Below are 23881 nucleotides of genomic sequence, written 5' to 3'. Positions count from 1 at the left end.
ATCTGCAGAGCCGTCCTCTGAGGCATCCTCGCCTGCCGAGCCGTCCGATCTGCCGACCTCAAGCACGTCTACCTCGGAAAAGACAACTTCCAAGAAAACGACAGCTGAAACTACCACCGCAGTCTCGACGGAAAAGCAGACCGCAGAGCCTTCCAGCTCCGCCACAAGTTCTGCCACGAGCGAGCCAACGTCTAAGCCGACCCAGGCTGCAGACTCGTCTACGTCTACCTCTACCTCTGCGTCCTCTACGTCCACTTCGGCACAGCCCGAGCCCGAATCTTCAGAGCCTGCGTCCTCGGATTCAAAGCCCTCGGAGTCGACCGCACCTACCACGACGTCTCCGTTGCTGACCTCGGAGTCCGAGCCTGAGCCTAAGCCGGTGCCGGTTACCACCGCGCCAAGCACCACTATCGCAGGTTCCGAGCTCGAGCCGACGCCAGAGCCGGAGACTACTGCTCCTACGACGACGATCCCTGGCTCAGAAATCGACCCCACCCCCGAACCAGAGATCACTGTAGAGCTCGAACCGGAGGTGCCGCTGGTACCGTCCGAGCCGGAAGAGCCGGAAGAACCGGAGAAACCGGCAGAGCCAGCAGAGCCCGCAGAGCCGGAAGCACCGGGGCGCCCTGAGGAGCCCGAAGAGCCAACGACTCCGCCGAAGGTCATTGTCGTCGTGGAAAATTAAGCGGCGCGCCCTGTCCCCCTGCACGAAATGCGGGATACTACACTGAGTTTAATGAACAACACACCTGGCCCCTCCCCGCAGCACACGCCGGCGTCGGCCCCAGCGCCGTCGCCCGCGACGGTGGCTTCGCGCCACGCGGCCAGGTCCACAGCGCCCAAACCAGGCGCAGAACAGCGACGCGCTAGGCCGCGCCGCGCGGTGCGACCGTCCGGCGAACCGGACGCTGCAAAACCCAAGCCAAAACCGAAGCCGCACCCACCTGCCCGTCACGAGCGGCCTGCCGCGCAGGAAACGGCTAATAAGAAGCCACAGCAGCCGCAGCAGGCCGACTCATCCACCGATGCGGCCGACTACCCCTACGTGGCGCTGACCCTACAAACCACCGGCATCCATCCCTCCACCGGGCGCATCGTGACTATCGACGCCATTGCTTTCAACGACGCCGGCGAACAAGGCCAGCTCTTCCACGCCGTCCTCAAGCCCGATATCGACGCCGGGCCGCGCCACCTCCACGGGCTGAGCACCACCGATATTGAGCAGGCGCCAGCTTTTGGCAAGATCCTTAAATCGCTGGACAAGCTTATCGACGGCCGCACGCTCATCGTCCACGATCTCCCCTATACCTGGGGCTTTCTCGTCGCCGAGGCCCGCCGCGCCATGATGGCCGCCGCGCGCCAAAACCGTGCGCGCAACCGCGGCCGCAATAAGGGCCGCCGGCGCCGCCAAAAGGTCGGGCACGTCCCCACGCCGGTTCGCATTATCGATACCTTGGCCACCTCCTATGCGCAGCAGGTGCGGGCAAATGATGTGCGGCTGGGGGGCGTCGCCAAGCAGAGCGGCCTAGACGCCACGCCGCAGGCTTCGGTGGAGCGCGCCGCCCGCCCCGAGCCGGAGACTTCGCGCGAGGACACCGAGCTGCTCATCGCGCTCTACCGCAAGCAAGAAGGCGGCACGGTGCGCAGCTATGCACCGGAGGACGTGCGCGCCGATCGCTTCGGCCTGCAACGCTCCCACGTGCGTGTCGACGCCGCCGAGGCCCCCGTCCAGCACCACAACCCCGGCAAGTACGAGCCGGGCAAGGAGCTGCGCCGCGGCATGGAAATCGTCGTCGCACCGGAAATCCTCGAGGACCCGGACACCATCATCGCCGCGCTCATGCGCGAGGAGCTCAATTATTCGGAAAAGCTTACCCGTGAGTCCTCGCTGGTGGTCTGCAATGTCACCACGGATCTGGTGGGAAAGCCCATGCATGCCCACCGCAAGGGCATTCCGCTGATGTCGGACGCCGCGTTTCTTGACGCCCTCACGCGCATCGAAGACGCCGAGCCCGAACCCGAACCCACTAAGCCAGCGCCGCGGGCCCAACGCTCGTCTCAGAGCAACAAAAAGGGCGGCGGTAAGAACAACAAGCGGCGCCGGCGCCGCGGTGGCCGCGGAGGTCGTGGCAGAGGCCGCCGAAATTCTGGCGGCTCGGCGGCGAAAAAGAACGACTAAGCCGCCCGCCCGACTACCCTAGGGGACATGAGTTTTAGAGTCCCGGGTGCGCTGAAAAAGTTGCGCACCACCACCGCCACTACCGCCGCGAAGCTGGCCACCACCGCTTCCCGCGCCACCGGCCGTGGCGCCGGCGGAATGATCGGTGGTCTAATCGCCAATGCCATTGACCCTTCCATCATGACCAACCTGGGCGGTGGGCGCCCGGCCGTGCTGGTTACCGGCACCAACGGCAAGTCCACCACCACCCGCATGTTGGCCGCCGCGGTCCGCGCCGAGCACACCGTAGCCACCAACGACGGCGGCGACAACATGGACGCCGGCATCATCTCCGCGCTCATGGCCGGCAAAGACGCCTCGCACCTGGTCCTCGAGGTGGACGAGCTCCACGTGCCCCACGTGGCCGATAACCTCAACCCGCAGGCCCTAGTCCTGCTCAACCTCACCCGCGACCAGCTGGACCGCGTGGGTGAAATCAACAAGATTGAGCGCGCCCTGCGCGGCGCCGTGGAGGCCCACCCAGACATGCTCGTCATCGCCAATTGCGACGACGTGCTCATGACCTCCGTGGCCTATGACGCCAAGAATGTCATTTGGGTCTCGGCCGGTGCCGGCTGGCTCGGCGATTCCGTCACCTGCCCGCGCACCGGCGGGCACGTCGTGCGCACCGAAGATGACTGGTACGCCGTTAAGCCGCTTGCCGACGGCCGCGAATTCCGCCGGCCGCAGCCTACCTGGGGCGTCGATAAGCATGGCATCATCACCCCGACCGCCAAGCGCCCGCTGAACCTGGCGCTGCCCGGCCGCGCGAACCGGGGCAACGCCGCCCAAGCCATCGCCGCGGCCGTGCAGGGCTTCGGTGTGGACCTCGATAAGGCCATTGCGGCCGCCGAGGGCATCGACGACGTCGCCGGCCGCTACTCCACTATTCACTGGAAGGGCCGCGACATTCGCCTGCTGCTAGCCAAGAACCCGGCCGGCTGGCAAGAAGCCCTGTCCATGGTGGACCGCAGCGCCGATGGCCTGGTCATCGCCACCAACGGCCAGGTGGCCGATGGCATCGACATGTCCTGGCTGTGGGACGTGAAATTCGAAGGCTTCAATGGCTTAAGCGTCAAGGCCGCCGGCGAGCGCGGCACCGACCTGGCCGTGCGCCTGGTCTACGCCGATATCTCCCACGAGCTCATCCCGGACCCGATGGACGCGCTCGGCGCCTGCCCGGAGGGCCGCATCGAGGTCCTCGCCAACTACACCGCCTTCCGCGATTTGAAGAAGGCGCTTTCCAAGGAGGCCACCAATGCTTAATATCGGCCTAGTGCTTCCCGACGTCCTCGGTACCTACGGCGACGACGGCAACGCCCTCGTCCTGCGCCAGCGCGCCCGCATGCGCGGCTTCGAGGCGGAGATTCACCCCATCCGCTTGGGCGAGCCCGTGCCCGAGACGCTGGATATCTACACCCTCGGCGGCGGCGAAGATACCGCGCAGATCCTGGCCGCGGACCACCTGATTTCCGATGGCGGCCTTACCCGCGCCGCTAACGCCGGCCGCCCCGTCTTTGCCATTTGCGCCGGCCTGCAGGTCCTGGGCGAATCCTTCCGCGCCTCCGGCCGCATTATCGACGGCGTCGGGCTGCTCGACGCCACCACGGCCGGCATGCAGGACCGCGCCATCGGCGAGGTAGCCTCCGAGCCCACCCGCGCCGGTGTCACCGCGGACCTCACCGAGCCGCTGACCGGCTTTGAAAACCACCTGGGTGCCACCATCCTCGGCCCGTCCGCGCAGCCGCTCGGCACGCTCACCCGCGGCAATGGCAATGCCGACCAGGCCGCCACCGCCGACCTCAGCGACGGCTCCGCCCAGCGCACCTACGAAGGCGCCGTCCAAGACAGCGTCATCGCCACCTATATGCACGGCCCGGCGCTGGCCCGAAACCCGCAGCTGGCGGATCTCCTCCTCGCCCAGGCCATGGGCGTGGCCCTCGCGGACCTCGAGCCGATTGAGATCCCGGCCGTCGACCGCCTGCGCGTCGAACGTTTCAACGCCTCCGAGCCCCCGCGCTCCCAAAGATAGGCCCACACCTGTGGATAACTTCGCCCGGCGGCCCCACAACCCCCGAGTTATCCACAGGCTCGGCCGCCACCCCTTGTAGCCGCGTGCCCCCGCCCATAGGCTGCGGGGCATGACGTTATTGGAGCAGCTGGGCGACATCGCTAAGCGCGGCGTGGAACTTCTCGAAGAGGCCCACGCCGCCTCCAGCCTGCCCTTGCCCGCGGACCAAGCGCGCACCCTGCGCCGCACCGCCGCGGCCTTCCTCTCGCCCACCAGCCACTCGCGCTACCAATCCCGCGCCCTGGCCGCCGCGCGCCGCAACCAACACAGCCTGGAGACCCTCGCGCTCATCGCCCGCCGCTCACGCGGCATTTCTGACCACACCAAGCGCTGGCAATTCCGCGAGAAGCTATGCGCCACCGCCGGCACCACCGCGCAGGTCTCGCGCGCGGCCACTCGGCTGCTGCGCGAAATCAACCCGCCACCCGAGCGCGAAGACGGCGGCCGACGCATCATGCACGGCGAGAAAACCACCCTGAGTTTCACCGGCCCCGCCGCGCAGATGGCCGATATCTGGGCCGCCGCCAAATCCGACCCGCTGGCCTGGCTCACCGGTTCCCGCGCCGCCGCGCCCGCGACCGTGACCACCAATGTCATCATCGAGCTGCCGGATTACCTGAAAATCCTGGCCGGCGACGGCGACGACATCCGCCTCGCTCTCACCAACGGCGCTACCATCACCGGCGCCGAACTCGTCCGCCGCACCCTCGCCGGCGCCGGCCTTTTCACGCTCATCCACCCCGAGCGCGGGCCGGTCAACCTCTACCGCACCCGGCAGGCCTCCGCGAAGCAGCGCCGCATGCTCGAGGCCGAAGGCGCCCGCTGCGCCTGGCCCGCTTGCCGACGCCCCGCCTCCGAATGCCAAGCCCACCACCTCATCGAATACTCCCGCGGCGGCCTCACCCACCCCGAAAACATGACGCTGCTGTGCCCGTATCACAACTCCATCAACGGCCTGCCGGGCCGCGGCCGCATGGCCCGCGTCAATGGCCGAATCGCCTGGCTTCCGCCCGCCAGCCGGCACAACGCTACGCCTAACAGCCCGCATAGCAGCATGCATAGCGATCACAGCGGTATATGCAGCAGCGCGGAGAGCGGGGCGGCCAGCAGAGCGCACGGCCCGCCGGTGTTCACCGGCCGCGCGCGAACCGGGCCCACGGCCGCCGTCCCCTAGCCCGCGCTTGCGGATTCCCCGCGTTAAATGGTCAGGCGGCCAGAGAGCGCGCGGGACAAGGTGAGCTCGTCCACGAACTCCAGATCGCCTCCGAGCGGCATGCCGGAGGCCAATCTGGTGATCTTCAAATCAGGGAAGTCGCGCAGCAACCGCACCAGGTATGCGGCGGTGGCCTCGCCCTCCGTATTGGGGTCGGTGGCGAGAATGACTTCGTGGATGGTGGGGGTGGCGTCGTAAAGCGGGGCTTCAGGGGTGGAATCCGCCAGCTCGCGATCCGGCAGCACGCCGCCCAGGCGCTGCAGCAGCGTGGAAATATTCAAATCGCGCGGGCCCACATTCGCTAGCGGATCCAGCGCGCCACCCAAGACGTGGTAGCGGCCCTCATACTCGCCGGTGCGCTCGATGACCTGGATATCCTTCGGCTCTTCCACCACGCAAATGGTCGAGGCGTCGCGCTGCGAGTTAATGCAGATGCGGCAGACATCCTCGCGGGAAATATTGCAGCAGATGCGGCAGAAGGTCACACCATCGCGCACCGCACCCAATGCGTTCTGCAGCCGCTCGATGTCCTCAGGCTCCATGTGCAAAACGTGAAACGCGATGCGCTGCGCCGACTTCGGGCCGATGCCCGGCAGGCGCGAAAACTCGTCGATGAGGTCTTGCAGAGGTCCTTCAAACATCAATTACTCCCAAAATCAGCAAAAGGCCGCGGCCCCAACGCGGGGCAACGGCCTTTTATCGTATCGTGCGGGCTACTGGTTGCCGCCGAAGACATCCTCAAAAGACGGGCCACCCTGGCCGCCCATGCCCTGGGACAGCGGGCCAATCTTCTCCTGTGCCAGGCGGCCGGCCGCAGCGTGGGCCTCCTTGAACGCGCCCATGACCAGGTCCTGCAGGGTGTCGACGTCCTCTGGGTCCACGACGGACTTATCGATCTGCAGGTCCACGAGCTCGGCACCACCGGTCATGGTCACCTTAACCAAGCCGTTTCCTGCCTGGCCCTCAACGTTGGTTGCGAGGATTTCTTCCTGCGCCTTCTGCAGGTCCGCCTGCACCTGCGCGGCCTGCGCGATGAGGTCATTCATGTCATTTGCCTGCTGCATTGGGTCTTGGTCAGCCATGTCGTTTCCTTTCTAATTCAACTGTAAATTTCGCTACCGCCCGAGTGTACCGTGCTTGCCGGTTAGGCACGCCGGGCGCCCAGCTCGCGCTCCAGCAGCTCCATAGCTACCTCGGTAGCGCTGCGATGATCCATCTCGCCGGTCGACTGCGCGGCCTCCATCATGTCGCGCTCTTCGTCGTCGCGGGTATAGGCCGGCGGCTCCTCGGGCGGAGCGCCAAAGTCCGGCTCAGGCTCGGGCGGCAGCGGCACGCCATTGCTGAACTGCGATTCATCGCGCTGCTTGGCCGCCTGCGTCGCCCGTGCGATGCGCGAGCGCCACCCAGGCGCGCTTTCCGGCTTACTCTCCGCCTCCTGGTCGTCGGCCGGCTCGCGCGCCGGCTGATTCGGCGTCCACGCTTCCTTGCGCTGTGGCGGCCGCGGGGCATCGAAACCGGCGGTCTTCGGGTCGGTGCCCACCACGCAGGTCACGGTCACATCGCGCTGGAACTCCTCCTTGAGCACCTCCACTATGACGGCGTTATTGGCGGGCGCGTTGATGCGCTCGGCCAGCGCGCCGGTGGTGTGTCCCAGCGTCAGGGTGCCATCGCGGAAGCCAAGCACGCGGGCTTCGGCCAGCATGATTTCGGCCACCTTATTCCGCTTTCCGACGCTCCCCCTCAACGCCACCCATTTCTCCCTCACGGCCTCTGCGAAGTCACCCGCCGGCTCCTCCGCCGCCTGCGATTGCGCGGCAGGTTCCGGCGCAGTTTCCGTGGCGGATTCCTCCGCGCGGGCCGGCACAGGCTTCTCCAGTGGCTCGCGACGCTCCTGCTGGTCCGGTGCCGGCTGCGGCGTTTGCTGCGCGGGCGCTTCTGCTTGCGGGATTTGCCGCTCACGCTGCCACGGGTCCCCAGCCTCTTGCTGCTGTTCCTGCTTTGCCGGCTGTTTTGCCACAGCCGCTTCGTCCCGTTGCGGTTGCGGTTGCGGCTCTTGGTCCTGAGGCTTCTGCGTGCGTTGCGGCTCTGCGGCCTCCGGCTGCTCGGGTTGCGCCTTCGGTTGCGGTTCCGGTTGGGACGGGGCCTGCGGCTGCGGCTGAGCGGCCGGTGCAGAGGTTGGAGCAGACGAAGGGGCAGAAGCCTGCTGCTCCTGGGACTTGGCGCGGCGGCGAGCGATGATGGCAGCAGCGGCGGACTGGGGGTCTTGAGCACCGGCGACGGCAGAGTTGGCTGCGGGAGCACCGCCCGGGGTCGCAGGGCCAGCCGGCGCGGGCGAGACCGCGGCAGCGTTGGCAGCGGGGGCGGGAGCGGAAGCGGAAGCCGCTGCGGGTGCAGGCCCGGCGCCAGCGGGGCCGGTGGACCCGATAAGCAGATGCGCGCACATGATTTCTAGCAGCAGGCGCGGTGAAGTCGCACCGGTGAGGTCGCTGATGCGGTCGTTGACCGTGGAGGCCAGGTAAGTCAGCTGCGGGCCGGAAAAGCGCTGTGCCTGGGCGGTGAGCACCGAGGCGCGGTCGGTGGGCGCGGAGACGAGGCCGGCCTCGATGGCGCCGGGCACGGCCTGCAGGATCATCAGATCACGCAAACGGTCAAGCAAATCGACGGCGAAGCGGCGCGGGTCGTGGCCGGCCTCGATGACGTGGTCGACCATCGCAAAGAGGCCGGGTTTGTCTTGGTTGGCGAGGGTTTCGATGGCGTCGTCAAGCAGCGAGACATCGGTGACGCCCAACAGCGGCCGGGCAAGGTCGTAGGTCAGGCCATCGGGCCCGGCGCCGGCCAGCAGCTGGTCCAGCAGAGACAAAGTATCGCGCGGGGAACCGCCGCCCGCCTCAATGACCATGGGGTACACGGCGTCCTCAACATGTACGCCCTCGGCCGCAACGGTGCGCTGCAGCAGGCCCTTCATGGCCGGCGGGGTCAGCAGGCGGAAGGGATAGTGGTGGGTACGCGAGCGAATGGTGCCGATGATTTTCTCCGGCTCCGTGGTCGCGAAGATGAAGATGACGTGCTCGGGCGGCTCCTCCACCACCTTGAGCAGTGCGTTCGCACCGGAGGGCGAAATCATATGCGCCTCGTCAATAATGAAGATGCGGTAGCGCGATTCGGCCGGCGCGTAGTAGGCGCGGTCGCGCAGCTCGCGCATGTCCTCCACGCCGTTGTGCGAGGCGGCGTCGAGCTCCGTTACGTCCAGGTTGCCGGGGCCGCCGGGGGCGAGGGAGACGCAGGAATCGCACTTGCCGCACGGCGTCGAGGTCGGCCCGTGTTCGCAGTTGAGCGAGCGGGCCATAATCCGCGCCGAGGAGGTCTTGCCGCAGCCGCGCGGGCCGGAAAAGAGGTAGGCGTGGTTGATGCGCCCTGCATCAAGGGCGGCGGATAGCGGCGTGGTGACCTGCTCTTGGCCCACGACCTCCGCGAACGTTGCTGGACGATATTTCCGGTATAAAGCCACGGTTAGCCAGTTTACCGGCTAACCCTCGCGCGACCAGTCCAGCAGGTCAATGCCCTGCTCGGCCACCGCCGCCTGCAGCTTGCCGACGCCCTCTTCTACCCCAAACGCATATTCCGAATCCGTCAGCATGACCAGCTGCAAGATGAGGGTCAGGCGACCCTCCTCGCGAAACTGCGGGGTCTGCCCGCCCCACAGGTACGGCGCGATGAAGAGCCCATGGTGCACGGTGATGTCAGGGACATCGAGGATGGACGGCAGCATCACGCCCGGCTGCGCCGGCAGCAGGCCGCCGGCCTTTTCGAAGGTGTCAGCCGCGGCGTTGATGGCGGCGGCCACCTCGGGCTGCCCGGTGCGCGCCACCGTGAGCAGCTCGCAGCGCACATCGGTGCCGTCGTCCTGGCTTTGCAGGCCGGTGTCGGTGGTGTTGAAGGTGGTGGTGAGGGCGAGCGATTGGGCGTCGGCAAGCGAGGCAAGGCCTAGCCGGCGCTTATCGACGTAGCGGAACTCCAGCGGCGCCGGGATAATCTCGCTCAGCCACAGGGCAGACTCATCGGCGTTGATTTTAGGCCCCCAACTTCTCCACGGCGGCGAGCAGCACGCAGGTGGCAACGCCGTCCATCGCGGCCTCGACCTCTTCCTGCGGCGGCAGGGTTGGGGCGAGGCGGATATTGCGGTCATTGTCGTCCTGGCCATAAGGGTAGGCGGATCCGGCCTGGGTGAGCAGGATGCCGGCATCGCGCGCCAGCTCCCAGACGCGGTTGGCGGTGCCGTCGACGACGTCGAGGGAGATGAAGTAGCCGCCCTTCGGGTTGGTCCACTGCGCCACCTCGTACTCGCCAAGGCGCTTGTCCAGGATGCGCAGCACGGCATCGAACTTGGGCTTAATCAGCGCGGCATGGCGGCGCATCACCGCGCGCACGCCCTCGGCAGAGCCGAAGAACTCGTGGTGCGCCAGCTGGTTAATCTTATTCGGGCCGATGCCGCGAATGCCGGCGTGCTCCAGGTACCACTCGAGGTTATCCTCCGAGGTGCCGAAGAAGCCCACGCCCGCGCCCGCGAAGGTGATCTTCGAGGTAGAAGACATGGCCCAGAAGCGGTTCGGGTTGCCTTCCTCCTCTGCGATATCCAGAATCGGCAGGATTTCCGGGAAGTCCTCGGTTAAGGTGTGCACGGCGTAGGCGTTATCCCACACGATGCGGAAATCCGGCGCGCCGGCCTCCATGCGGGCGAGGCGGCGGGCCTTATCTTCAGAAATCACGGCGCCGGTGGGGTTAGCGAACATCGGCACTACCCACATGCCCTTGACCGCCGGATCTGCCACCAGCTTTTCGACGGCCTCTACATCCGGCCCGTCCTCCTCCATTGGCACCGTGACCAGCTCGAAGCCGAACTGCTCCGTGATGGCAAAGTGACGGTCGTAGCCCGGCACCGGGCAAATCCACTTGAGCTTTTCTTCCTTGCTCCACGGCTGTGCGGAATCATTGGTGCCGAAGAGAAACGCCCAAGAAATCAGGTCGAACATGATGTTCAGCGAGGAGGAGTCTGCGGCAACCAGCAGCTCTGGGTCCATGTTGGTCAGCTTGCCCCAGATATCGCGCAGTTCTTTGATGCCCTTTTGGTTGCCGTAGTTACGCAGGTCGTTTCCGGCCGCATCGGTGTAATGGCCCGGGCCGGGCAGCGCCAGCAAATCATTGGAGAGGTCCAGCTGTGCCTTGGCCGGCTTTCCGCGGGTCAGGTCCAATTTCAGGCCCTTAGCCTTAAGGTCCTCGTAGTCCTTACGGACCTGGGCGGCGAGCTCCGCGAGTTCGGACGATTCCAAAGTAAGAAGCGACATGCGTATGTCTACCTTCCATGTATAGGGCGACTTTTAGCCCCCAATAGTAACGCACGCCATACAAAAAGGGGACCCCGCGCACCCGCCAGAGCCTCCTGACCCTTGCTGCATTCCTGCCCTGGGGGAGTTCAGAGGATGGACGCCACGCGGAATCCTGCCTCATACTCTAACGCCCGCGCGCCGGTTTAGCCAAATGAGCCTCCGGCCGCACGGGCCGCCACCGCCCGCAGGCGCGCGACCCAAGGACCATCCGACACAAAACGGCTTTAGATCGCCGAAAACAGGTCCTGACCTGGCGATTGGTAAAATAATTGCCACGGCTGCTAATGTTTCTTCTCGGAGGATTCGACTAGCGGCCTATGTCACACGCCTGGAACGCGTGCGGGGTTCACGCCCCTCGTGGGTTCAAATCCCACATCCTCCGCCACAGGAAATCCCGGCTCCTGCTACACAGCATGGAGCCGGGATTTTTGTTGTACACGGGCGCGAGCCGCGCTTGCCGACGCCCCTCTCCCCTAATCGATGACCGGCGGCTCGTAGCCATCCGCCTTCAACCACGCGACGTGCGGCGGCGTATTCATCCCCCACTCGGTGCGCGCCCAGAGGAAAGCCTGGGAGACCTCGGCCTCGGAATAGCCGCCATCGCGCAGGTATTGCCGGAAGCCATTCGGGCCTGGGTCTTTGATCCAGAGCCAGACGTAGTCGTCGAGGGAGTCGTCGGCAAGCAGGCCCTCCAGCCCGGCCGGGACATATTCGCGCTCGGCGCGCACGCGGTCCGCTAGGTCCTGGTCGAGGAAGTCGTAGAGGTAATCCAGCGCGTCCTCAAGCTGCGCATAATCGAAGGGATCCATGCCGCCCAGCCTAGTGGCGCTTGGCGCCTAGAACCATGCGATCAATCTCCTCGAGCACCTCGTCCACAATGGCCGGGTTATAAGCCCGATCGCCGCGCAGGCGCAGCAGCTCCTCCTGCGCCGCCGCCAAAGCGGTCCGGCGGGCCTCCAGAGCCACGTGGCGGGCCTGCCAGGCGCGCTGCTTGCGGGAGTCATCGGAAACATCCTCGCCATCGCCCAGCCTGTCCTCGAACCACTGAATCACGTTGGCGGAAATTTCGGGGTCGACCTTTTCGGCGTCGGCAGTAATGTGGCCGTCCGGCCGGAAGTGCGACAGGGCCTCGATGCTGGCCGCACGCGCGCGGGCCACCACGGCGGCACGCATCTTATCGCTGGCAATCTGGGAGGCCTCCGTGAGGTCGAGGCGCTCCATCAGCCACGGCAGCAGCAGGCCGGGCACCACCATCGTGACCAGCAAGACGGTCAGCGCGATAACGGCAAGCTCGTGGTGGAAGCTGAACACGCCGGCTGGGATGGATAAAACCAGCGCCAAGGTGACGAGGCCGCGCATGCCGGACCACGTCATCAGCAGCACCTCCTGCAGGCGCAGCGGCGCCACGCGCGGGCGGCCGCGGGAGACGTTGATGCGGTAATAGATGTACATCCACACCAAGCGGACGATAAAGGCCACGAGGGACAAGATGACGCCCACCACCACGGAATGCCACAGGTCCGATCCCACTTCGCCGATGGCGGTATTGACCGTCAGGCCAATGAGCCCGAAGGCGACGCCGGTAAAGAGCAGCTCGATGGTCTCCCAAAAAGACTGGCCGGACAGGCGGTCCTCGGCCTGGATATCGGCGCGGGAATTAAGCTCCACGGCCGCGATGACCACGGCGATAACACCGGAGGCGCCGAGTTCCTCCGAGATGAGGTAGACCGCAAACGGCGTCACCCAGGTCAGCGCGTTGCGCGCAGTGACGTCGTGGACGTGGGTGATAAACAGCGCCACCAGCCGGCCGACGACCCACCCCAGGCCACACGCAACGAATGCGGAGTAGAAGAAGTTGAGCACGCCGCCGCCGAAGGAAAGCTCATCGCCTTGGGTCACGGCCGTCAGCGCGAGATTGAAGGCGACGATGGAGGCGGCGTCGTTAAACAAGCCCTCGGTCTGCAAGGTGGTGATGATGCGGCGCGGAATGCCGGCGGGTTCGGCCACGGCGTCAACGGCGACGGGGTCCGGCGGGGCGATGGCCGCACCGATGAGGATGGCGGCGGCCAGGCTAATGCCGGGCAGGAATGCATAGGCCGTGGCACCGACGGCCAGCGTGGTGGCGACAACCAACAGCACGGAAAGGCTCAGGATGGTCACCCATTGCTCGCGGATAACGCCCCACGAAGTGCGCCGGGCCAGCGCCCACAGCAGGGGCGGCAGGAAGATGGGCAGGATGAGCTCGGTGGGCGGCTCAAACCTGGGCAGTCCCGGCACGAAGACAGCGCAGGCAGTGATAATCGTCAGCAACGCCGGCCACGGCAGCCCAATCTTGTCACCGATGGCGACGACGAACACGGTCAGCAGCATGAGCCCAATGAGCACCAGAAGAACGTCCATGGGCCCAGATTCTACCCGCGCCAGATATAGGGATCAGGGCTTAAGCGGTCGGGCTCGAATTGCGCGAGCAGCTCTGCGACGCTGTCGGCTTCATACCCCAGCGAGGCCGCCAGCTGCTTGACGACGTCCCCCACGTCCCCCATTTCCCGCATGGTTACCGCACCATCGCGCTTGGCTAGGCGTTCACCGGATTCATTGAGCACGAGCGGGACGTGGATATATTCCGGCGGCTCGATACCGAGCAATGAGGCGAGGTAGGCCTGGCGCGGCGCGGAGGAGAGCAGGTCATCGCCGCGGACTACCTGGTCGATGCCCTGGAAGGCATCGTCGACGACGACGGCCAAGTTATACGCCCAACCGGTGTCCTGGCCGCCGCGGCGCAGGATGAAGTCATCGACGTCGCCGGTATAGGTGCCGTGGAGGGCGTCGTGGATGGTGAATGTGGGGACGTCGGCAAGCAGGCGAAGGGCAGGCTGGCGATTCTGGGCCGCAAGCTCGGCACGCTTGGCCGCGCGCTGGTCTTCGGTGAGGTTGCGGCAGGTGCCCGGGTACTGGCCGGGGATGGCGTGCGGGGCCCGGGAGGCTTCGCGGATTTCCTTACGCGAGCAATAGCACTCGTAGGTGGGCAGCTGGGCCAAGGCTTGCTCATAGGCAGCGTCGCGATCGTGCTGGTAGATGACCTCGCCGTCCCAGTCCAGTCCGAGCGCGCGCAGGTCCGCCAGCTGGCGCTCGGCCGATTCCTGGGAAGAGCGCTGCTTATCGATGTCCTCCACGCGCACCACAAAGCGCCGCCCCGTCGAGCGGGCAAAAAGCCACGCCAGAAGCGCCGTGCGGAGGTTGCCAAAATGCAGATCGCCCGAGGGGCTCGGCGCATAGCGGCCGGCGCCGGTGGTCGCAGAATTCATGCCCACAGTCTACGGACTGGCACAATGGCGGGTATGGAAAAAACGAACGGCGCTGAGGTGCGCTTCATTCCCGTCCGCTCTACTCTCTACCCCTGGCTGGTCACCGTGTTTGTGGTGACCTTCCTGATTTCCAATATCAACGCCACCAAGGGCATCCAGCTCGGCCCGCTGGTGACCGACGGTGCCTTTTTCCTCTTCCCGCTGGCCTATATCGTCGGCGATGTGCTCTCGGAGTGCTATGGCTTCAAGTCCACCCGGCGCGCGGTCTATATTGGCTTTGCGATGGCCATCCTGGCGGCCGTGTGTTTCTATATCGCCATCTGGCTGCCGGCGGCTGATTTCTACGAGGGTCAAGAGGCCTTCGCCGCCACCCTTGGCCTGATGCCGCAGATTCTGGCCGCCTCGCTGGCCGGCTACCTGGTGGGTCAGCTGCTCAACGCCTGGACGCTGACCGCGATGAAGAAGCGCTCGGGCGAAAAGGGCCTCTTTGCGCGCCTTATCGCTTCCACCGTGGTGGGCGAGTTCGGCGATACTCTGCTGTTTTGCGCCATCGCCGCGCCGGTCATCGGCGTGGATACCGTGGGCGGGTTTATCAACTACGTCATCGTGGGCTTCGTGTGGAAGACCCTGATGGAGGCCGTCATGCTGCCGGTGACGGCCGCGGTCATTAAGTGGGTGAAGAAGCGCGAGGACTACTTGCCAGCGTAATAGCGGCCGAGGAATTCATCGCGGTAGGCCTCGTAATATCCGCCGTCGATGGCGACACGGATATTATCCACCAAGCGAATCATGAACTCCACATTGTGGATGGTGCACAGCGTGCCGGCGAGAAATTCCTTCGCCTTGAGCAGGTGGTGCAGGTAGGCGCGGGAGTAATTCTCGGATACGTAGCCACCGAATTCCTCGTCCACGCCGGCAAAATCCCGCTTGAAGCGCGCATTGGTGAGGTTCATGCGGCCGTCAAGGGTGTAGACGCCGCCGCGGCGAGCCAAGCGAGTGGGCGCCACGCAGTCGAAGGTATCGGCGCCGGCTTCGACGGCGGTAAAGATATCGTCCGGCTCGGAGATGCCGAGCAAGTGGCGCGGCTTGTCCTCAGGTAGCTCATCGCACACCCAGCCGACGATGGTGCCCAAGTTTTCCTTTTCCAGCGCGCCGCCGATGCCGAAGCCGCCGAAGCCGCGCTTGCCGTCCTCGCGGGCGGCGCGGTCGAGGTCGAGCAGGCCGCGGGTGGCCTGGCGGCGCAGGTCCTCGTACTGCGCGCCTTGAACAACGCCCCACAGCGACTGCTTCGGGCGGTGGGCGCGCTCGCGGGTGAGGCGATCGTGCTCATCCAGGCAGCGCTTGGCCCAGCGGTGCGTGCGCGCGACCGATTCTTCCTGGTAAGTGCGCGTATCAACGAGCGTGGTCAGCTCGTCGAAGGCAAACATGATGTCTGCGCCCAGCCCGTGCTGGATCTGCATGGACTTCTCGGGGGTAAAGCGGTGCTTGGAGCCGTCGATGACGGATTTAAAATCCACGCCGTCCTCATCCACCTGCGCCATGCGTTCCTTCTTGGCGGCGCGGATGTCCTTATCGCTGAGATCCGCAACGTCCATCGCCAGGACCTTTTTGAACCCCACGCCCAGCGACATGACCTGGAATCCGCCGGAGTCGGTGTAGGTCGGGCCATGCCAGTTTTCAAATTTGGCCACGCCGCCGGCCTCGTCCACGATGTCGTGGCCCGGCTGCAGGTAGAGGTGGTACGCATTCGACAAGATGGCCTGCGCACCGGTGGCGCGAATCTGCTCCGGGGTCAGCGTCTTAACCGTGGCTTTGGTGGCCACCGGGATGAAGGCCGGGGTCTGGATATCACCGTGCGGGGTGTGGATGACACCGCTGCGGCCGTGCTTGCCGGGGCCTTCGGGCAGGCGCTTGCCGACGTCGAAACTCAAGTCCATCTTTACTCTTCTTCCTTGTGTGCAGGGCTAGGGGTAGGGGTAGCGTGTTTAGCTTCCCATTCTTCTTCCAGGGCGGTGCCTTCGATATCCAGGGTGGGCAGAATCTTCGCCAGCCACTTTGGCATCCACCACGTCGCGCGGCCCATGAGGAACATGGTGGCGGGGACGAGGGTCATGCGGATAAAGAAGGCGTCGAAAAGCACGCCGGCGGCCAGGGCAAAGCCGAAAATCTGGATGAAGGGCAGCGGCTGGTTAATAAAGGCCACGAAGACCGAAATCATAATGATGGCCGCGGCCGTGACCACGCGGGCACCCTGGGTAAAACCGGTGATAGTGGCCTCGTCGACGGCGCTATATCGCCCGCCGGTGCCCTCCGGGTGGCGAGAAATGTGCTCGCGCATGCGGGTGACCAAAAAGACTTGGTAATCCATCGCCAGGCCGAAGGTCACGCCGATGAGGAAGATGGGCATGAAGGAAATCAGCGGGCCCGGCGCCGGAACCAGGTTCCACAGGCCTTCCTGCCAGACCAGGACGGTCAGGCCGAAGGCGCCGCCGACGGACAGCAGGAAGCCCAGGCCCGCAACCAGCGGCACCAGGATGGAGCGGAAGACCAACAGGAGTAGCACGATGGCCAGGCCTACGACGATGGCCAGGTACGGCGCCATGGCTTCCTCGAGGCGCTCCGTGATATCGAGCTGCACGGCGGTCAGGCCGGTCAAGCCGATGTCGGTACCGGTGGCGTCTTCAATCTCGCTGGTGGCCGAGCGCAGCGCGTGCGCAACGTTGACCGTCGCGGCATCCGTCGGCGCGGTGTCTGGGGTGACCATGATCTGCGCGGCGCGCTGGTCCTGGCTCAGGCCGACGATCTGCGCGTGCTTCACGCCGCCCAGCCCCTTGAGCTGGTCCGCGGTGTACAGGAAGGACGCGAGCGCGGCCTTATCCTCCGGCGAGGAATTGTCCGCAGTGTCTGCGGAGGTGTCTACTACCTCGGCGGCCGGGGCGATTTCCGGCTCGGCCTCGGCCGCGGGCTGGTCCGGCTGCGGTTGATCAGGGGCAGCGCCCTCGGGCGCGGCCTCCGCGTCTGGTGCGGGGGCGGGCGCGGGGGCTGGTTCGGACTGGGATTGGGCGTCGACAAGCGGGGCAAGGGCGCCGGCATCCGCGTTGACCGTATGGGCATCGACCACGGCGAGGAAGGGGCCGTTGACGCCGGGTCCGAAGCCCTCGGACATGATGTCGGCAGCCTTGCGCTGGGTGGTATCGGGATTGGAGGTGGTATCGGCCGGAAGGGCGAGCTCCATGTGGAGCACCGGCGCGGTCATCGCGCCCAGGGAGAGCACAACCAACGCCATGGCCAGGCCGGGGACCTTCTGAACTAGGCGCACCCAGCGGTTGCCCATGGTGGGACCACGGCGGCGCTTGCCCTTACGGGTCGGGTTGCCGGCCACGCCGGGGATGCGGCCGTTGAAGGCCTTATCGCCCAGCAAGCCGAGCATCGCGGGGATGAGCGTCAGCGAGACCAACACGGCGATGGCGACGGTGCCGGCGGCAGCCAAGCCCATGGCTGTCAGGAAGCCAATGCGTGCAATGAGGAGCGCGAAGAGCGCTGTAAAGACGGTCGCGCCGGCAAAGACCACGGAGGAACCGGCCGTGCCCACCGCCATGCCTGCGGCATCGGGCCCATCCATGCGGCGGCGCTCGGCACGGTAGCGCGACAGAATAAACAGTGCATAGTCAATGCCCACGGCAAGGCCAATCATGATGGCCAGGACCGGGGTCATATTATTGAGCTCAATCCAGTGGGTGGCAATGAACATGCCCAGCGCGCCTAGTCCCACGCCGATGACGGCGGACACCAAAGGCATACCCGAAGCAACCAGGGAGCCGAAGGTAAAGATGAGCACGATAAAGGCAACGCCGAGGCCGATGATCTCAGAGGTGGAATTGACCGCGATTTCATCGCCGAAGCCAGCACCATTGCCCTCCACCGTGAGGCCGCGGTCGCGGGCAATATTCATTGCGTCGGTAACGGTGTCTTTGTCGGCCTGCTCCACGCTATAGGGCGACTCGGCGTCGAAATTGAAGGTGGTATAGGCAATGGTCTCGTCATCATTGACCATGGCGAGGTTGTCCGCGTCCGCGCGGGCGGATGCTTCCGGCAGCCCCATATCCGTGAACTGATGGATCACCTGGTCTTGCAGGCGAGGCGAGACCTCAAGCGGGTTGCCAAAGCGCGTGGTATCGGCCATCTCCAGGTTGTCCTCGAGGTAGGAGATGGTGGCGTCGATGGCCTCGCGGTTGGCGGGATCAGAAAGCTTCTGGCCGTCTGGAGCCTTGAAGACCACGTTGACCGAGGGCGAGTTGGCAGGGTTGCCGCCCTCTGGGAAGAGGTCCATGGTCTTGTAGGTGGCGTCGATGGACGGGGTTCCCTTGATGGAGAACTCGCTCGTCATCGGTTTCATCAGCAAGGCGGCGGCACCGCCGACGGCGGCGAGCAGCAGCAGCCATGCCACGATGACCTTCCACTTATGGAGGAAAGACCAGCGCCCAAGACGATAAAGCAGTTTAGCCACGGGTAGATGTACCTTCGCATTCGCGTGGGGGACGGGTTGAACTTTGCCCTAGTGTAGTGGCCTTACCCCACAATCCCCTATCACGAAGCCACCTGCGTCCCAGTTTTCACAGCTGGCGGCCAGCCAGCCGGATTCCGCGCGCCTGCCGGAAAATTGGACAAAAGAAAATCCCGACCTGCGTAAACAGGCCGGGATCCCGGTGCGGTGGCGGCGGGATTTGAACCCGCGGTTGGGGGTTACCCAACAATCGCTTTCGAGGCGATCACCTTCGGCCGCTCGGACACGCCACCGCGTTCCAGATTACGGGAGTAGGCCCGAGCGACAAAATCGCTGCGCCGGCGGGGTGCCAGCGCAGCGAGATGCGGAAACGAGGGACGAGGATTAGTCGTCCTTCAGGCCACCGATAACCTCGTTGGCCTTGTCCTTGATGCCTTCAGCGGCGTCAGACAGCTTGTCCTTAGCCTCGGAGGTGACCTGGTCGGCCTTGCCCTCGTTAGCTACGTCCTTGTTGTCGGTAGCTTCGCCGTAGGCTTCCTTTGCCTTGCCTACGAGGCCATCCTTCTTGTTTTCCAAATCGCCCATAATCACTCCTTTGAGTAGACAGTTGTTGTATGACCACCAGTGTACGCACGTTTAGCGCAGGCCGTCGAAGAAGTTTCGGAGCAACCCAGCGCACTCGCCTTCGAGGACGCCGCCGCGGACCTGCGGGGTAAAGGGGGCGGTGGGGGCACGGAGGACATCGATAAGCGAGCCGCACGCGCCCGTCTTGGGCTCAAAGGCGCCGAAGACCACGGAAGACACCCGCGCGGCCTGCAGCGCACCGGCACACATGGCGCATGGTTCTAGGGTGACAACGAGTTCGCAGCCGGAAAGCCGCCAGCCATCGCCGTGCACGCGGACGGCCTGGCGAATGGCCTCGACCTCGGCGTGGGCGGTGGGGTCCGCAAGCTCTTCGCGGCGGTTGACGCCGGTGGCAAGTTCGGTTCCGGCGGCGTCGTAAAGCACCGCACCCACGGGGACGTCGCCGGCCGGCGCATGCTTGGCGACGTCGAGGGCGCGGCGCATCCGAGCCTCCGCGCGCAGCAAGGGCTCAGGCGTTATCAATGACGTCTTCCAACTCATCGCCAAAGCCGAGCTCGCCGGCGATGCGCAGCAACATATCGGAAGGCCAGTCCTCATCATTGTCAATGATGTAGCCCACCTGGTCCTCGGATAGACCAAGGTCGGCGAAGATATCGAAATCGCCCTCGCCATAAGGATCGGCCTCTTCGGGGTCCACATCCGGGATTTCATGATCGTTGATATCCATGAAATCGGCGGCGAAGTCATCGTCGACACCATAGGTGGCGTCCGAGATGAGCATCTTTACCCCGCCCGGCACTGGGCGCACGGCAATAAAATAGGCATCCTCCACGCACAGCAGCGCGAACGCAGCGCCCTCGGAACGCAGGCTGCGCACCGCATTGATGGAGGTCTGCGGATCCTCAAAGTCATCGTTGAAGCTGCGCACCAGCCATTGGCCCGCGTTGCGGGCGACGGTTACTGCGAAGGAGTAATTTTCGTTGCTCATACCTCGTGAGATTAGTCGTGTTGTGCCACAATTGTCATCGTGAGTTCTCAAGATGTTCAACGCCCTATCTGCATTATTGGCCTCGGCCTCATCGGCGGCTCTTTGCTGCGCGATCTCGCCGGATACAACCACCCCGTTTTTGGATACAACCACTCCACGTCTGGCGCCCGCACTGCAGTAAAGCAGGGTTTTGACGTCACCGATGATCTTCCGACGATTTTGACCCGCGCGGAGACGGAGAACGCGCTCATTGTCATAGCCGTGCCTATGAACGCGGTGGGCGAGGTGCTCGACGCCATTCAGGAGCACGCGCCGAGCTGCGGCATTACGGACGTCGTTTCCGTTAAGACGGCCGTACGCCAGCAGGTACTGGAGCGCGGAATGGAGTCGCGCTACGTGGGCGGCCACCCGATGGCGGGCACGTCCAAGTCCGGTTGGGATAACTCGCAGAAGGACCTGTTCCGCCGCGCGGCGTGGGGCATTACCTATGACTACGCCGCCGAGTGTGAGGCGCGCGGGGAAAAGATTCCGAAGCAGTGGATTGAGACCTTCACCGAGGTCGTGCGCATGACCCAGATGGTGCACGCAGAGGCGGTTCCTATCCGCGTGGCTAATCACGATGCCGCGGTGGCGCGCATTTCCCACCTGCCGCACGTCTTTGCGGAGATCCTCGCCGTGGTGGGCGATAACGGCGGAATCCTGGCACAGTCCCTGTCTGCCGGTTCTTTCAAGGACGCTACCCGCGTGGCCGGCACGCACCCAGAGCTGGTACAGCAGATGTGCGAGACCAATGCGCCGGCGTTGGTGGAAGCATTGGACGAAGCCTTGGACTTGCTGCGCGATGCCCGCGAGAAGCTCGACTCCCCCGAGCCTTCCATCGCTGAACTTTCCGACGCCGGCTATCGCGCCCGCACCCGCATCGATGCCCGCTCCGGCGCGCGCAAGGAATCGGTTTCCCCGGTCAAGATTTCTTCCCGCCCAGTGCTGCGCCTACACCCAGGCGGCCCGAACTGGGTGGCGCAGCTGCGCCAATCCGAGTCCCTGGGCGGGCGCATCGAGATTTTCTAACGCTTTCGGCCCCGCAGGCCAGGAATGCGAGATGCTACCGCGGCGGCAATAAGACCTAGCACTGCTATGCCGGCATAAAGCCAAGGGTGGTCGGCGCTAGTCTGCGGGGTTTTCGGCGGTTCGGGAGTGGTTTCCGCGGTGAGAATCGCTTCCTTATCGCGCCCGCTCACTACTCCCTCGATCCAGTCCTTGGTGCCGGCCAGCGTGGTAATAGCCGCACTAGGTGAAGGCAGGTCTGGGTCCCCGTTCGCGGTGCCCGCGGTGGCCAAACCGGCAAGCTTTCCGTCTACGAAGAAAGGACCGCCGGAGTCGCCGCCCTGCATGCCGGCTCGGCCGGTGGAGTGTACGTCGAGGATGGCGCTTTCAATTAGTGGCATCGGACCATCTGGCGCCCCACCCGGCATCGCTTCGCCGGCCGGTACGCTTTCTGTCCCCTCTGGTGCACTGAGCCCCGGCATGGCCTCGGCCGCGGGAATGCTTTCTCCGCCAGCGGCATCCTCGGCGCCATCCTCGGCCGCGTCTGCGGCGCCTGGTTCGGTGGAGCTAGCGGGGCCAGCAGGGCCGACGCCGAGGAGCTCAGCCACTTCCATCTCCGCCTGCGGCAGCTGGCCGCGGCGCGCCATGGAGGAACTGCTGCTCCAGCCGTAAAGCGTACCGCGCTGGCCAGGTTCTGGCACGTGAGCGGAAATCTCAGCCGGGGTGGTGTCGGTGACGGGGGTGGTGAGGTGGAGAAGGGCGGCGTCGGAAAGCGGGGATAGCGCCCACGAATCGGCGTCGTAGGTGGTGCCATTGATGCGGGCCTGCGTGCCCTCGTTATTGACGGACTCGAGGCAGTGGCGGGCGGTGAGCACCCACTGGGCGGCCACGAGGGTGCCGGTGCAATCGCCGAAGCTGCCCACGCGTCCTATCTTGAGTTGGGCGACGGTACGGGCTTCCGGGGAGTCCGGAGCTGGTTCGCCGTGTTCGAGTGCAGTGGCCGGGGCGGCAGTCAGTGCCACGATGCTGGCGGCGAGCAAGGCAGGGAAGATTTTGTGCTGCATGATTAGTCCTTCTTTCCGGCAGGAACGGCGATGGCGATAACTTTGGCGACGGCCCATTCGGCCGGCCCCTTCCCTATCAGGCGGCGCCATAGGCTCGCGAAGACGAGGAAGAGGGCGATGAACGCGCAGGCCCAGGCGGTGTTGTGCAGGGAGACGTGGCTCTGCCAGTAGTAAGCGGTGAGTACATGCAGGATGTAGATGCTCAGCGACATTGCCCCCAGCGCAGCAAAGGGATACGCCAGCTTAGGCACCACTCGACCGATAAGCAGGCATAAGTGCAGGACGATCGCGGCGACGGCGATGGATAGGACAATCTCTCCCAGCACGCCGGTGTGGCCGGTAAAGCGCAGCCAGCCAGGCATGTCCGGGGCAAAGCGGAAGTAAAAACCGGCAGCGGCGACCACGGCGGCGATGCCGGTGGACACCCACTGGGCAGCGGCACGAGAGCTGCGGATATAGACCTCATAGAGCAGCATGCCAGCAAGGAAATAGGCACAATAGGCCAGCAGCGGATAGACCTGCGGAAGGGTCAGCGGCGCATATTTTATGGTCGCGGCGGCGGTGGCAGCGGCGAGGAGCAGGAGCTTCCACCACCAGCGCAGCGGCGGGACCCAGGACACGAGGATCATCGTGATGCCGATGACCACGAGGACGATTTGAATCTCACCGCCCACGGGCAGGAGGGCGAGACCGATAATCGTAATTATGCAGCCGCGGGCGATGATGCGCAGGAACGTCGTCGCCGTGAAATCGCGGGAAATAAGCATCAACGTGACGCCGGCCAGAACGGCGAATAGTGCTGCGGGCAAGCCATTTAAAATGACCTTGGTATGCCACACCAAGGAGGCCATATGCAGAACTATCATGCCGATAATCGCAAGTGAGCGGGCTATATCGAGCCCTACAATGCGCGAGGGTGCTAACACCTAGCGTTCTCCTTCAAGACGGAGGGGAACGCGTCGCCGCGCTCCCCTTGTTAATAAAGACTTTCTTTTTCTACTAAGCCTGTCTGGAAGGTTGCTGCGAATATTTTATACTTGTCCTGCATTTTATAAGTGGATTGCGTGAGACTTGTGCCTGACTTATGCGGGTGCCGTGAGGAGCGGCGTGGTGCGGACCTAGTCGCGGAAGGAACTATCGCGGCGCTTGCGCGAACGAGAAGGATCGGCGGCCAGTTTTAGGAGCGGGGTTGCAGCGACCCCAATGCCTAGGCCAACCAGGAAGAGCCAGAAAATGCCGGACCCCAGCCATAGCATGAGGCCAAGGATGACACCGGCGATGAGGCCGGAGACGAGGGCGGAAGACTTCATAGATCGAGACCTGGGTGGGACGGGCTGAGATACAAGAAAAGCCGCCCGAAGGCGGCTGATTTTGTGCGCCCGGAGGTGTCTGGTTCGGAGACATCGTTCCGCATGTCTTATGAGATAGTTCCGGTCTAACCAGCACTAATGTCTCATTACATCGATCCGGTAGAAAACTCTGAAGTTAAATTTGCCCGGCCGCGA

General features: G+C 64.8%; 24 protein-coding genes, 2 tRNA genes and 1 other RNA gene. 8 read left to right on the top strand and 19 right to left on the bottom strand.

What is annotated here, in order from left to right; all coding sequences use genetic code 11:
* On the bottom strand, nucleotides 1–393 hold a 393-nt coding region (locus MHK00_RS10945; RefSeq protein WP_250411818.1), incomplete at its 3' end, for a hypothetical protein.
* Between MHK00_RS10945 and MHK00_RS10940 the strand changes: the two genes are divergently transcribed.
* The 5 genes from MHK00_RS10940 to MHK00_RS10920 all read left to right on the top strand — a co-directional run bounded on the left by MHK00_RS10940 (nucleotide 380) and on the right by MHK00_RS10920 (nucleotide 5463).
* A complete protein-coding gene (locus MHK00_RS10940; RefSeq protein ID WP_050776578.1) occupies nucleotides 380–685 on the top strand; it encodes a hypothetical protein in 306 nt (101 codons plus the stop codon). The two genes, MHK00_RS10945 and MHK00_RS10940, sit on opposite strands and share 14 nt — an antisense overlap.
* Before the next feature lie 198 nt (nucleotides 686–883).
* Nucleotides 884–2179: a DNA polymerase III subunit epsilon gene (locus MHK00_RS10935; protein WP_366512278.1), complete on the top strand. Its 1296-nt coding sequence runs from the start codon at nucleotides 884–886 to the stop codon at nucleotides 2177–2179.
* Between the two features lie 27 nt (nucleotides 2180–2206).
* Nucleotides 2207–3484 (top strand): Mur ligase family protein, encoded by a 1278-nt coding sequence (locus MHK00_RS10930; RefSeq protein ID WP_250411814.1) that lies wholly within the window; start codon nucleotides 2207–2209, stop codon nucleotides 3482–3484.
* Entirely contained in the window at nucleotides 3477–4250 is a 774-nt protein-coding gene (locus MHK00_RS10925; protein ID WP_250411812.1) for a type 1 glutamine amidotransferase, read from the top strand. The genes MHK00_RS10930 and MHK00_RS10925 overlap by 8 nt, the downstream gene beginning before the upstream one ends.
* Before the next feature lie 109 nt (nucleotides 4251–4359).
* On the top strand, nucleotides 4360–5463 hold the full coding sequence (locus tag MHK00_RS10920; protein ID WP_250411810.1) for an HNH endonuclease signature motif containing protein: 1104 nt from the start codon (nucleotides 4360–4362) through the stop codon (nucleotides 5461–5463).
* Between the two features lie 23 nt (nucleotides 5464–5486).
* Here the strand turns inward: MHK00_RS10920 and recR are convergent, their stop codons facing one another.
* The 6 genes from recR to ffs all read right to left on the bottom strand — a co-directional run bounded on the left by recR (nucleotide 5487) and on the right by ffs (nucleotide 11003).
* Nucleotides 5487–6143, bottom strand: a complete 657-nt coding sequence (recR, locus tag MHK00_RS10915) for a recombination mediator RecR (protein WP_005323161.1) — start codon at nucleotides 6141–6143, stop codon at nucleotides 5487–5489.
* A gap of 72 nt (nucleotides 6144–6215) precedes the next feature.
* On the bottom strand, nucleotides 6216–6584 hold the full coding sequence (locus MHK00_RS10910) for a YbaB/EbfC family nucleoid-associated protein (protein ID WP_005327377.1): 369 nt from the start codon (nucleotides 6582–6584) through the stop codon (nucleotides 6216–6218).
* 62 nt (nucleotides 6585–6646) lie between these two features.
* Nucleotides 6647–9010 (bottom strand): DNA polymerase III subunit gamma and tau, encoded by a 2364-nt coding sequence (locus tag MHK00_RS10905; RefSeq protein WP_250411807.1) that lies wholly within the window; start codon nucleotides 9008–9010, stop codon nucleotides 6647–6649.
* Nucleotides 9011–9028: 18 nt separating this feature from the next.
* Entirely contained in the window at nucleotides 9029–9619 is a 591-nt protein-coding gene (locus MHK00_RS10900) for a suppressor of fused domain protein (RefSeq protein WP_250411805.1), read from the bottom strand.
* Nucleotides 9573–10844, bottom strand: coding sequence for an aspartate aminotransferase type Ic (locus MHK00_RS10895; RefSeq protein ID WP_250411803.1), 1272 nt, complete (start codon nucleotides 10842–10844; stop codon nucleotides 9573–9575). Before MHK00_RS10895 ends, MHK00_RS10900 begins: the two co-directional genes overlap by 47 nt.
* Nucleotides 10845–10904: 60 nt before the next feature.
* Nucleotides 10905–11003, bottom strand: an RNA gene (gene ffs, locus MHK00_RS10890) — signal recognition particle sRNA small type.
* A 179-nt stretch (nucleotides 11004–11182) separates the two neighbouring features.
* On the opposite strand from ffs, the gene MHK00_RS10885 reads away from it, so the two are divergent.
* Nucleotides 11183–11271, top strand: a tRNA-Ser gene (locus tag MHK00_RS10885).
* An 88-nt stretch (nucleotides 11272–11359) separates the two neighbouring features.
* Here the strand turns inward: MHK00_RS10885 and MHK00_RS10880 are convergent.
* From MHK00_RS10880 to gluQRS, 3 genes are read right to left on the bottom strand one after another with little or no spacing between them, the layout of a single operon-like run.
* A complete protein-coding gene (locus MHK00_RS10880) occupies nucleotides 11360–11695 on the bottom strand; it encodes a hypothetical protein (protein WP_005323168.1) in 336 nt (111 codons plus the stop codon).
* Nucleotides 11696–11705: 10 nt separating this feature from the next.
* Nucleotides 11706–13286: a cation:proton antiporter gene (locus MHK00_RS10875; protein ID WP_250411801.1), complete on the bottom strand. Its 1581-nt coding sequence runs from the start codon at nucleotides 13284–13286 to the stop codon at nucleotides 11706–11708.
* 11 nt (nucleotides 13287–13297) lie between these two features.
* Nucleotides 13298–14191 (bottom strand): tRNA glutamyl-Q(34) synthetase GluQRS, encoded by an 894-nt coding sequence (gene gluQRS / locus MHK00_RS10870; RefSeq protein WP_250411799.1) that lies wholly within the window; start codon nucleotides 14189–14191, stop codon nucleotides 13298–13300.
* Between the two features lie 33 nt (nucleotides 14192–14224).
* Between gluQRS and MHK00_RS10865 the strand changes: the two genes are divergently transcribed.
* Nucleotides 14225–14899: a queuosine precursor transporter gene (locus MHK00_RS10865; RefSeq protein ID WP_436232080.1), complete on the top strand. Its 675-nt coding sequence runs from the start codon at nucleotides 14225–14227 to the stop codon at nucleotides 14897–14899.
* Here the strand turns inward: MHK00_RS10865 and tgt are convergent.
* The 6 genes from tgt to MHK00_RS10835 form a co-directional block, all read right to left on the bottom strand.
* Nucleotides 14884–16128: a tRNA guanosine(34) transglycosylase Tgt gene (tgt, locus tag MHK00_RS10860; protein WP_250411795.1), complete on the bottom strand. Its 1245-nt coding sequence runs from the start codon at nucleotides 16126–16128 to the stop codon at nucleotides 14884–14886. The two genes, MHK00_RS10865 and tgt, sit on opposite strands and share 16 nt — an antisense overlap.
* A gap of 2 nt (nucleotides 16129–16130) precedes the next feature.
* Nucleotides 16131–18698 carry an MMPL family transporter gene (locus MHK00_RS10855; protein WP_250411793.1) on the bottom strand — a complete coding sequence of 856 codons (2568 nt, stop codon included), beginning with the start codon at nucleotides 18696–18698 and terminating at the stop codon, nucleotides 16131–16133.
* Between the two features lie 202 nt (nucleotides 18699–18900).
* Nucleotides 18901–18988, bottom strand: a tRNA-Ser gene (locus MHK00_RS10850).
* Nucleotides 18989–19079: 91 nt separating this feature from the next.
* The gene (locus MHK00_RS10845) at nucleotides 19080–19280 is read right to left on the bottom strand and encodes a CsbD family protein (RefSeq protein ID WP_005323174.1); all 201 of its coding nucleotides are present in this window, start codon (nucleotides 19278–19280) and stop codon (nucleotides 19080–19082) included.
* Nucleotides 19281–19331: 51 nt separating this feature from the next.
* Nucleotides 19332–19763, bottom strand: coding sequence for a nucleoside deaminase (locus MHK00_RS10840; RefSeq protein ID WP_250411820.1), 432 nt, complete (start codon nucleotides 19761–19763; stop codon nucleotides 19332–19334).
* A gap of 25 nt (nucleotides 19764–19788) precedes the next feature.
* A complete protein-coding gene (locus MHK00_RS10835; RefSeq protein ID WP_005323176.1) occupies nucleotides 19789–20268 on the bottom strand; it encodes a tRNA adenosine deaminase-associated protein in 480 nt (159 codons plus the stop codon).
* A 39-nt stretch (nucleotides 20269–20307) separates the two neighbouring features.
* On the opposite strand from MHK00_RS10835, the gene MHK00_RS10830 reads away from it, so the two are divergent.
* A complete protein-coding gene (locus MHK00_RS10830) occupies nucleotides 20308–21336 on the top strand; it encodes a prephenate dehydrogenase (RefSeq protein ID WP_005327391.1) in 1029 nt (342 codons plus the stop codon).
* Here MHK00_RS10830 and MHK00_RS10825 read toward each other — a convergent pair.
* The 3 genes from MHK00_RS10825 to MHK00_RS10815 all read right to left on the bottom strand — a co-directional run bounded on the left by MHK00_RS10825 (nucleotide 21333) and on the right by MHK00_RS10815 (nucleotide 23686).
* On the bottom strand, nucleotides 21333–22376 hold the full coding sequence (locus MHK00_RS10825) for a trypsin-like serine protease (RefSeq protein WP_200436054.1): 1044 nt from the start codon (nucleotides 22374–22376) through the stop codon (nucleotides 21333–21335). The two genes, MHK00_RS10830 and MHK00_RS10825, sit on opposite strands and share 4 nt — an antisense overlap.
* Nucleotides 22377–22378: 2 nt before the next feature.
* The gene (locus MHK00_RS10820; RefSeq protein WP_251068584.1) at nucleotides 22379–23242 is read right to left on the bottom strand and encodes a DUF418 domain-containing protein; all 864 of its coding nucleotides are present in this window, start codon (nucleotides 23240–23242) and stop codon (nucleotides 22379–22381) included.
* A 252-nt stretch (nucleotides 23243–23494) separates the two neighbouring features.
* Nucleotides 23495–23686, bottom strand: a complete 192-nt coding sequence (locus tag MHK00_RS10815; RefSeq protein WP_005323180.1) for a hypothetical protein — start codon at nucleotides 23684–23686, stop codon at nucleotides 23495–23497.
* Nucleotides 23687–23881: the final 195 nt, after the last annotated feature.

This window comes from Corynebacterium tuberculostearicum, assembly GCF_022347385.1.
Lineage (GTDB): Bacteria > Actinomycetota > Actinomycetes > Mycobacteriales > Mycobacteriaceae > Corynebacterium > Corynebacterium tuberculostearicum_M.
Note: the sequence above shows the minus strand (reverse complement) of the source record. Positions and strands in the feature narration are given on the sequence as shown.

Excerpts from the sequence above, each read along its gene's own strand:
- MHK00_RS10930 (WP_250411814.1), top strand. The coding sequence starts at position 2,207 with ATGAGTTTTAGAGTCCCGGGTGCGCTGAAAAAGTTGCGCACCACCACC.
- MHK00_RS10925 (WP_250411812.1), top strand. The coding sequence starts at position 3,477 with ATGCTTAATATCGGCCTAGTGCTTCCCGACGTCCTCGGTACCTACGGC.
- MHK00_RS10920 (WP_250411810.1), top strand. The coding sequence starts at position 4,360 with ATGACGTTATTGGAGCAGCTGGGCGACATCGCTAAGCGCGGCGTGGAA.
- recR (WP_005323161.1), bottom strand. The coding sequence starts at position 6,143 with ATGTTTGAAGGACCTCTGCAAGACCTCATCGACGAGTTTTCGCGCCTG.
- MHK00_RS10910 (WP_005327377.1), bottom strand. The coding sequence starts at position 6,584 with ATGGCTGACCAAGACCCAATGCAGCAGGCAAATGACATGAATGACCTC.
- MHK00_RS10895 (WP_250411803.1), bottom strand. The coding sequence starts at position 10,844 with ATGTCGCTTCTTACTTTGGAATCGTCCGAACTCGCGGAGCTCGCCGCC.
- MHK00_RS10880 (WP_005323168.1), bottom strand. The coding sequence starts at position 11,695 with ATGGATCCCTTCGATTATGCGCAGCTTGAGGACGCGCTGGATTACCTC.
- MHK00_RS10875 (WP_250411801.1), bottom strand. The coding sequence starts at position 13,286 with ATGGACGTTCTTCTGGTGCTCATTGGGCTCATGCTGCTGACCGTGTTC.
- gluQRS (WP_250411799.1), bottom strand. The coding sequence starts at position 14,191 with ATGAATTCTGCGACCACCGGCGCCGGCCGCTATGCGCCGAGCCCCTCG.
- MHK00_RS10865 (WP_436232080.1), top strand. The coding sequence starts at position 14,225 with ATGGAAAAAACGAACGGCGCTGAGGTGCGCTTCATTCCCGTCCGCTCT.
- tgt (WP_250411795.1), bottom strand. The coding sequence starts at position 16,128 with ATGGACTTGAGTTTCGACGTCGGCAAGCGCCTGCCCGAAGGCCCCGGC.
- MHK00_RS10845 (WP_005323174.1), bottom strand. The coding sequence starts at position 19,280 with ATGGGCGATTTGGAAAACAAGAAGGATGGCCTCGTAGGCAAGGCAAAG.
- MHK00_RS10840 (WP_250411820.1), bottom strand. The coding sequence starts at position 19,763 with ATGCGCCGCGCCCTCGACGTCGCCAAGCATGCGCCGGCCGGCGACGTC.
- MHK00_RS10835 (WP_005323176.1), bottom strand. The coding sequence starts at position 20,268 with ATGAGCAACGAAAATTACTCCTTCGCAGTAACCGTCGCCCGCAACGCG.
- MHK00_RS10825 (WP_200436054.1), bottom strand. The coding sequence starts at position 22,376 with ATGCAGCACAAAATCTTCCCTGCCTTGCTCGCCGCCAGCATCGTGGCA.
- MHK00_RS10820 (WP_251068584.1), bottom strand. The coding sequence starts at position 23,242 with ATGATAGTTCTGCATATGGCCTCCTTGGTGTGGCATACCAAGGTCATT.
- MHK00_RS10815 (WP_005323180.1), bottom strand. The coding sequence starts at position 23,686 with ATGAAGTCTTCCGCCCTCGTCTCCGGCCTCATCGCCGGTGTCATCCTT.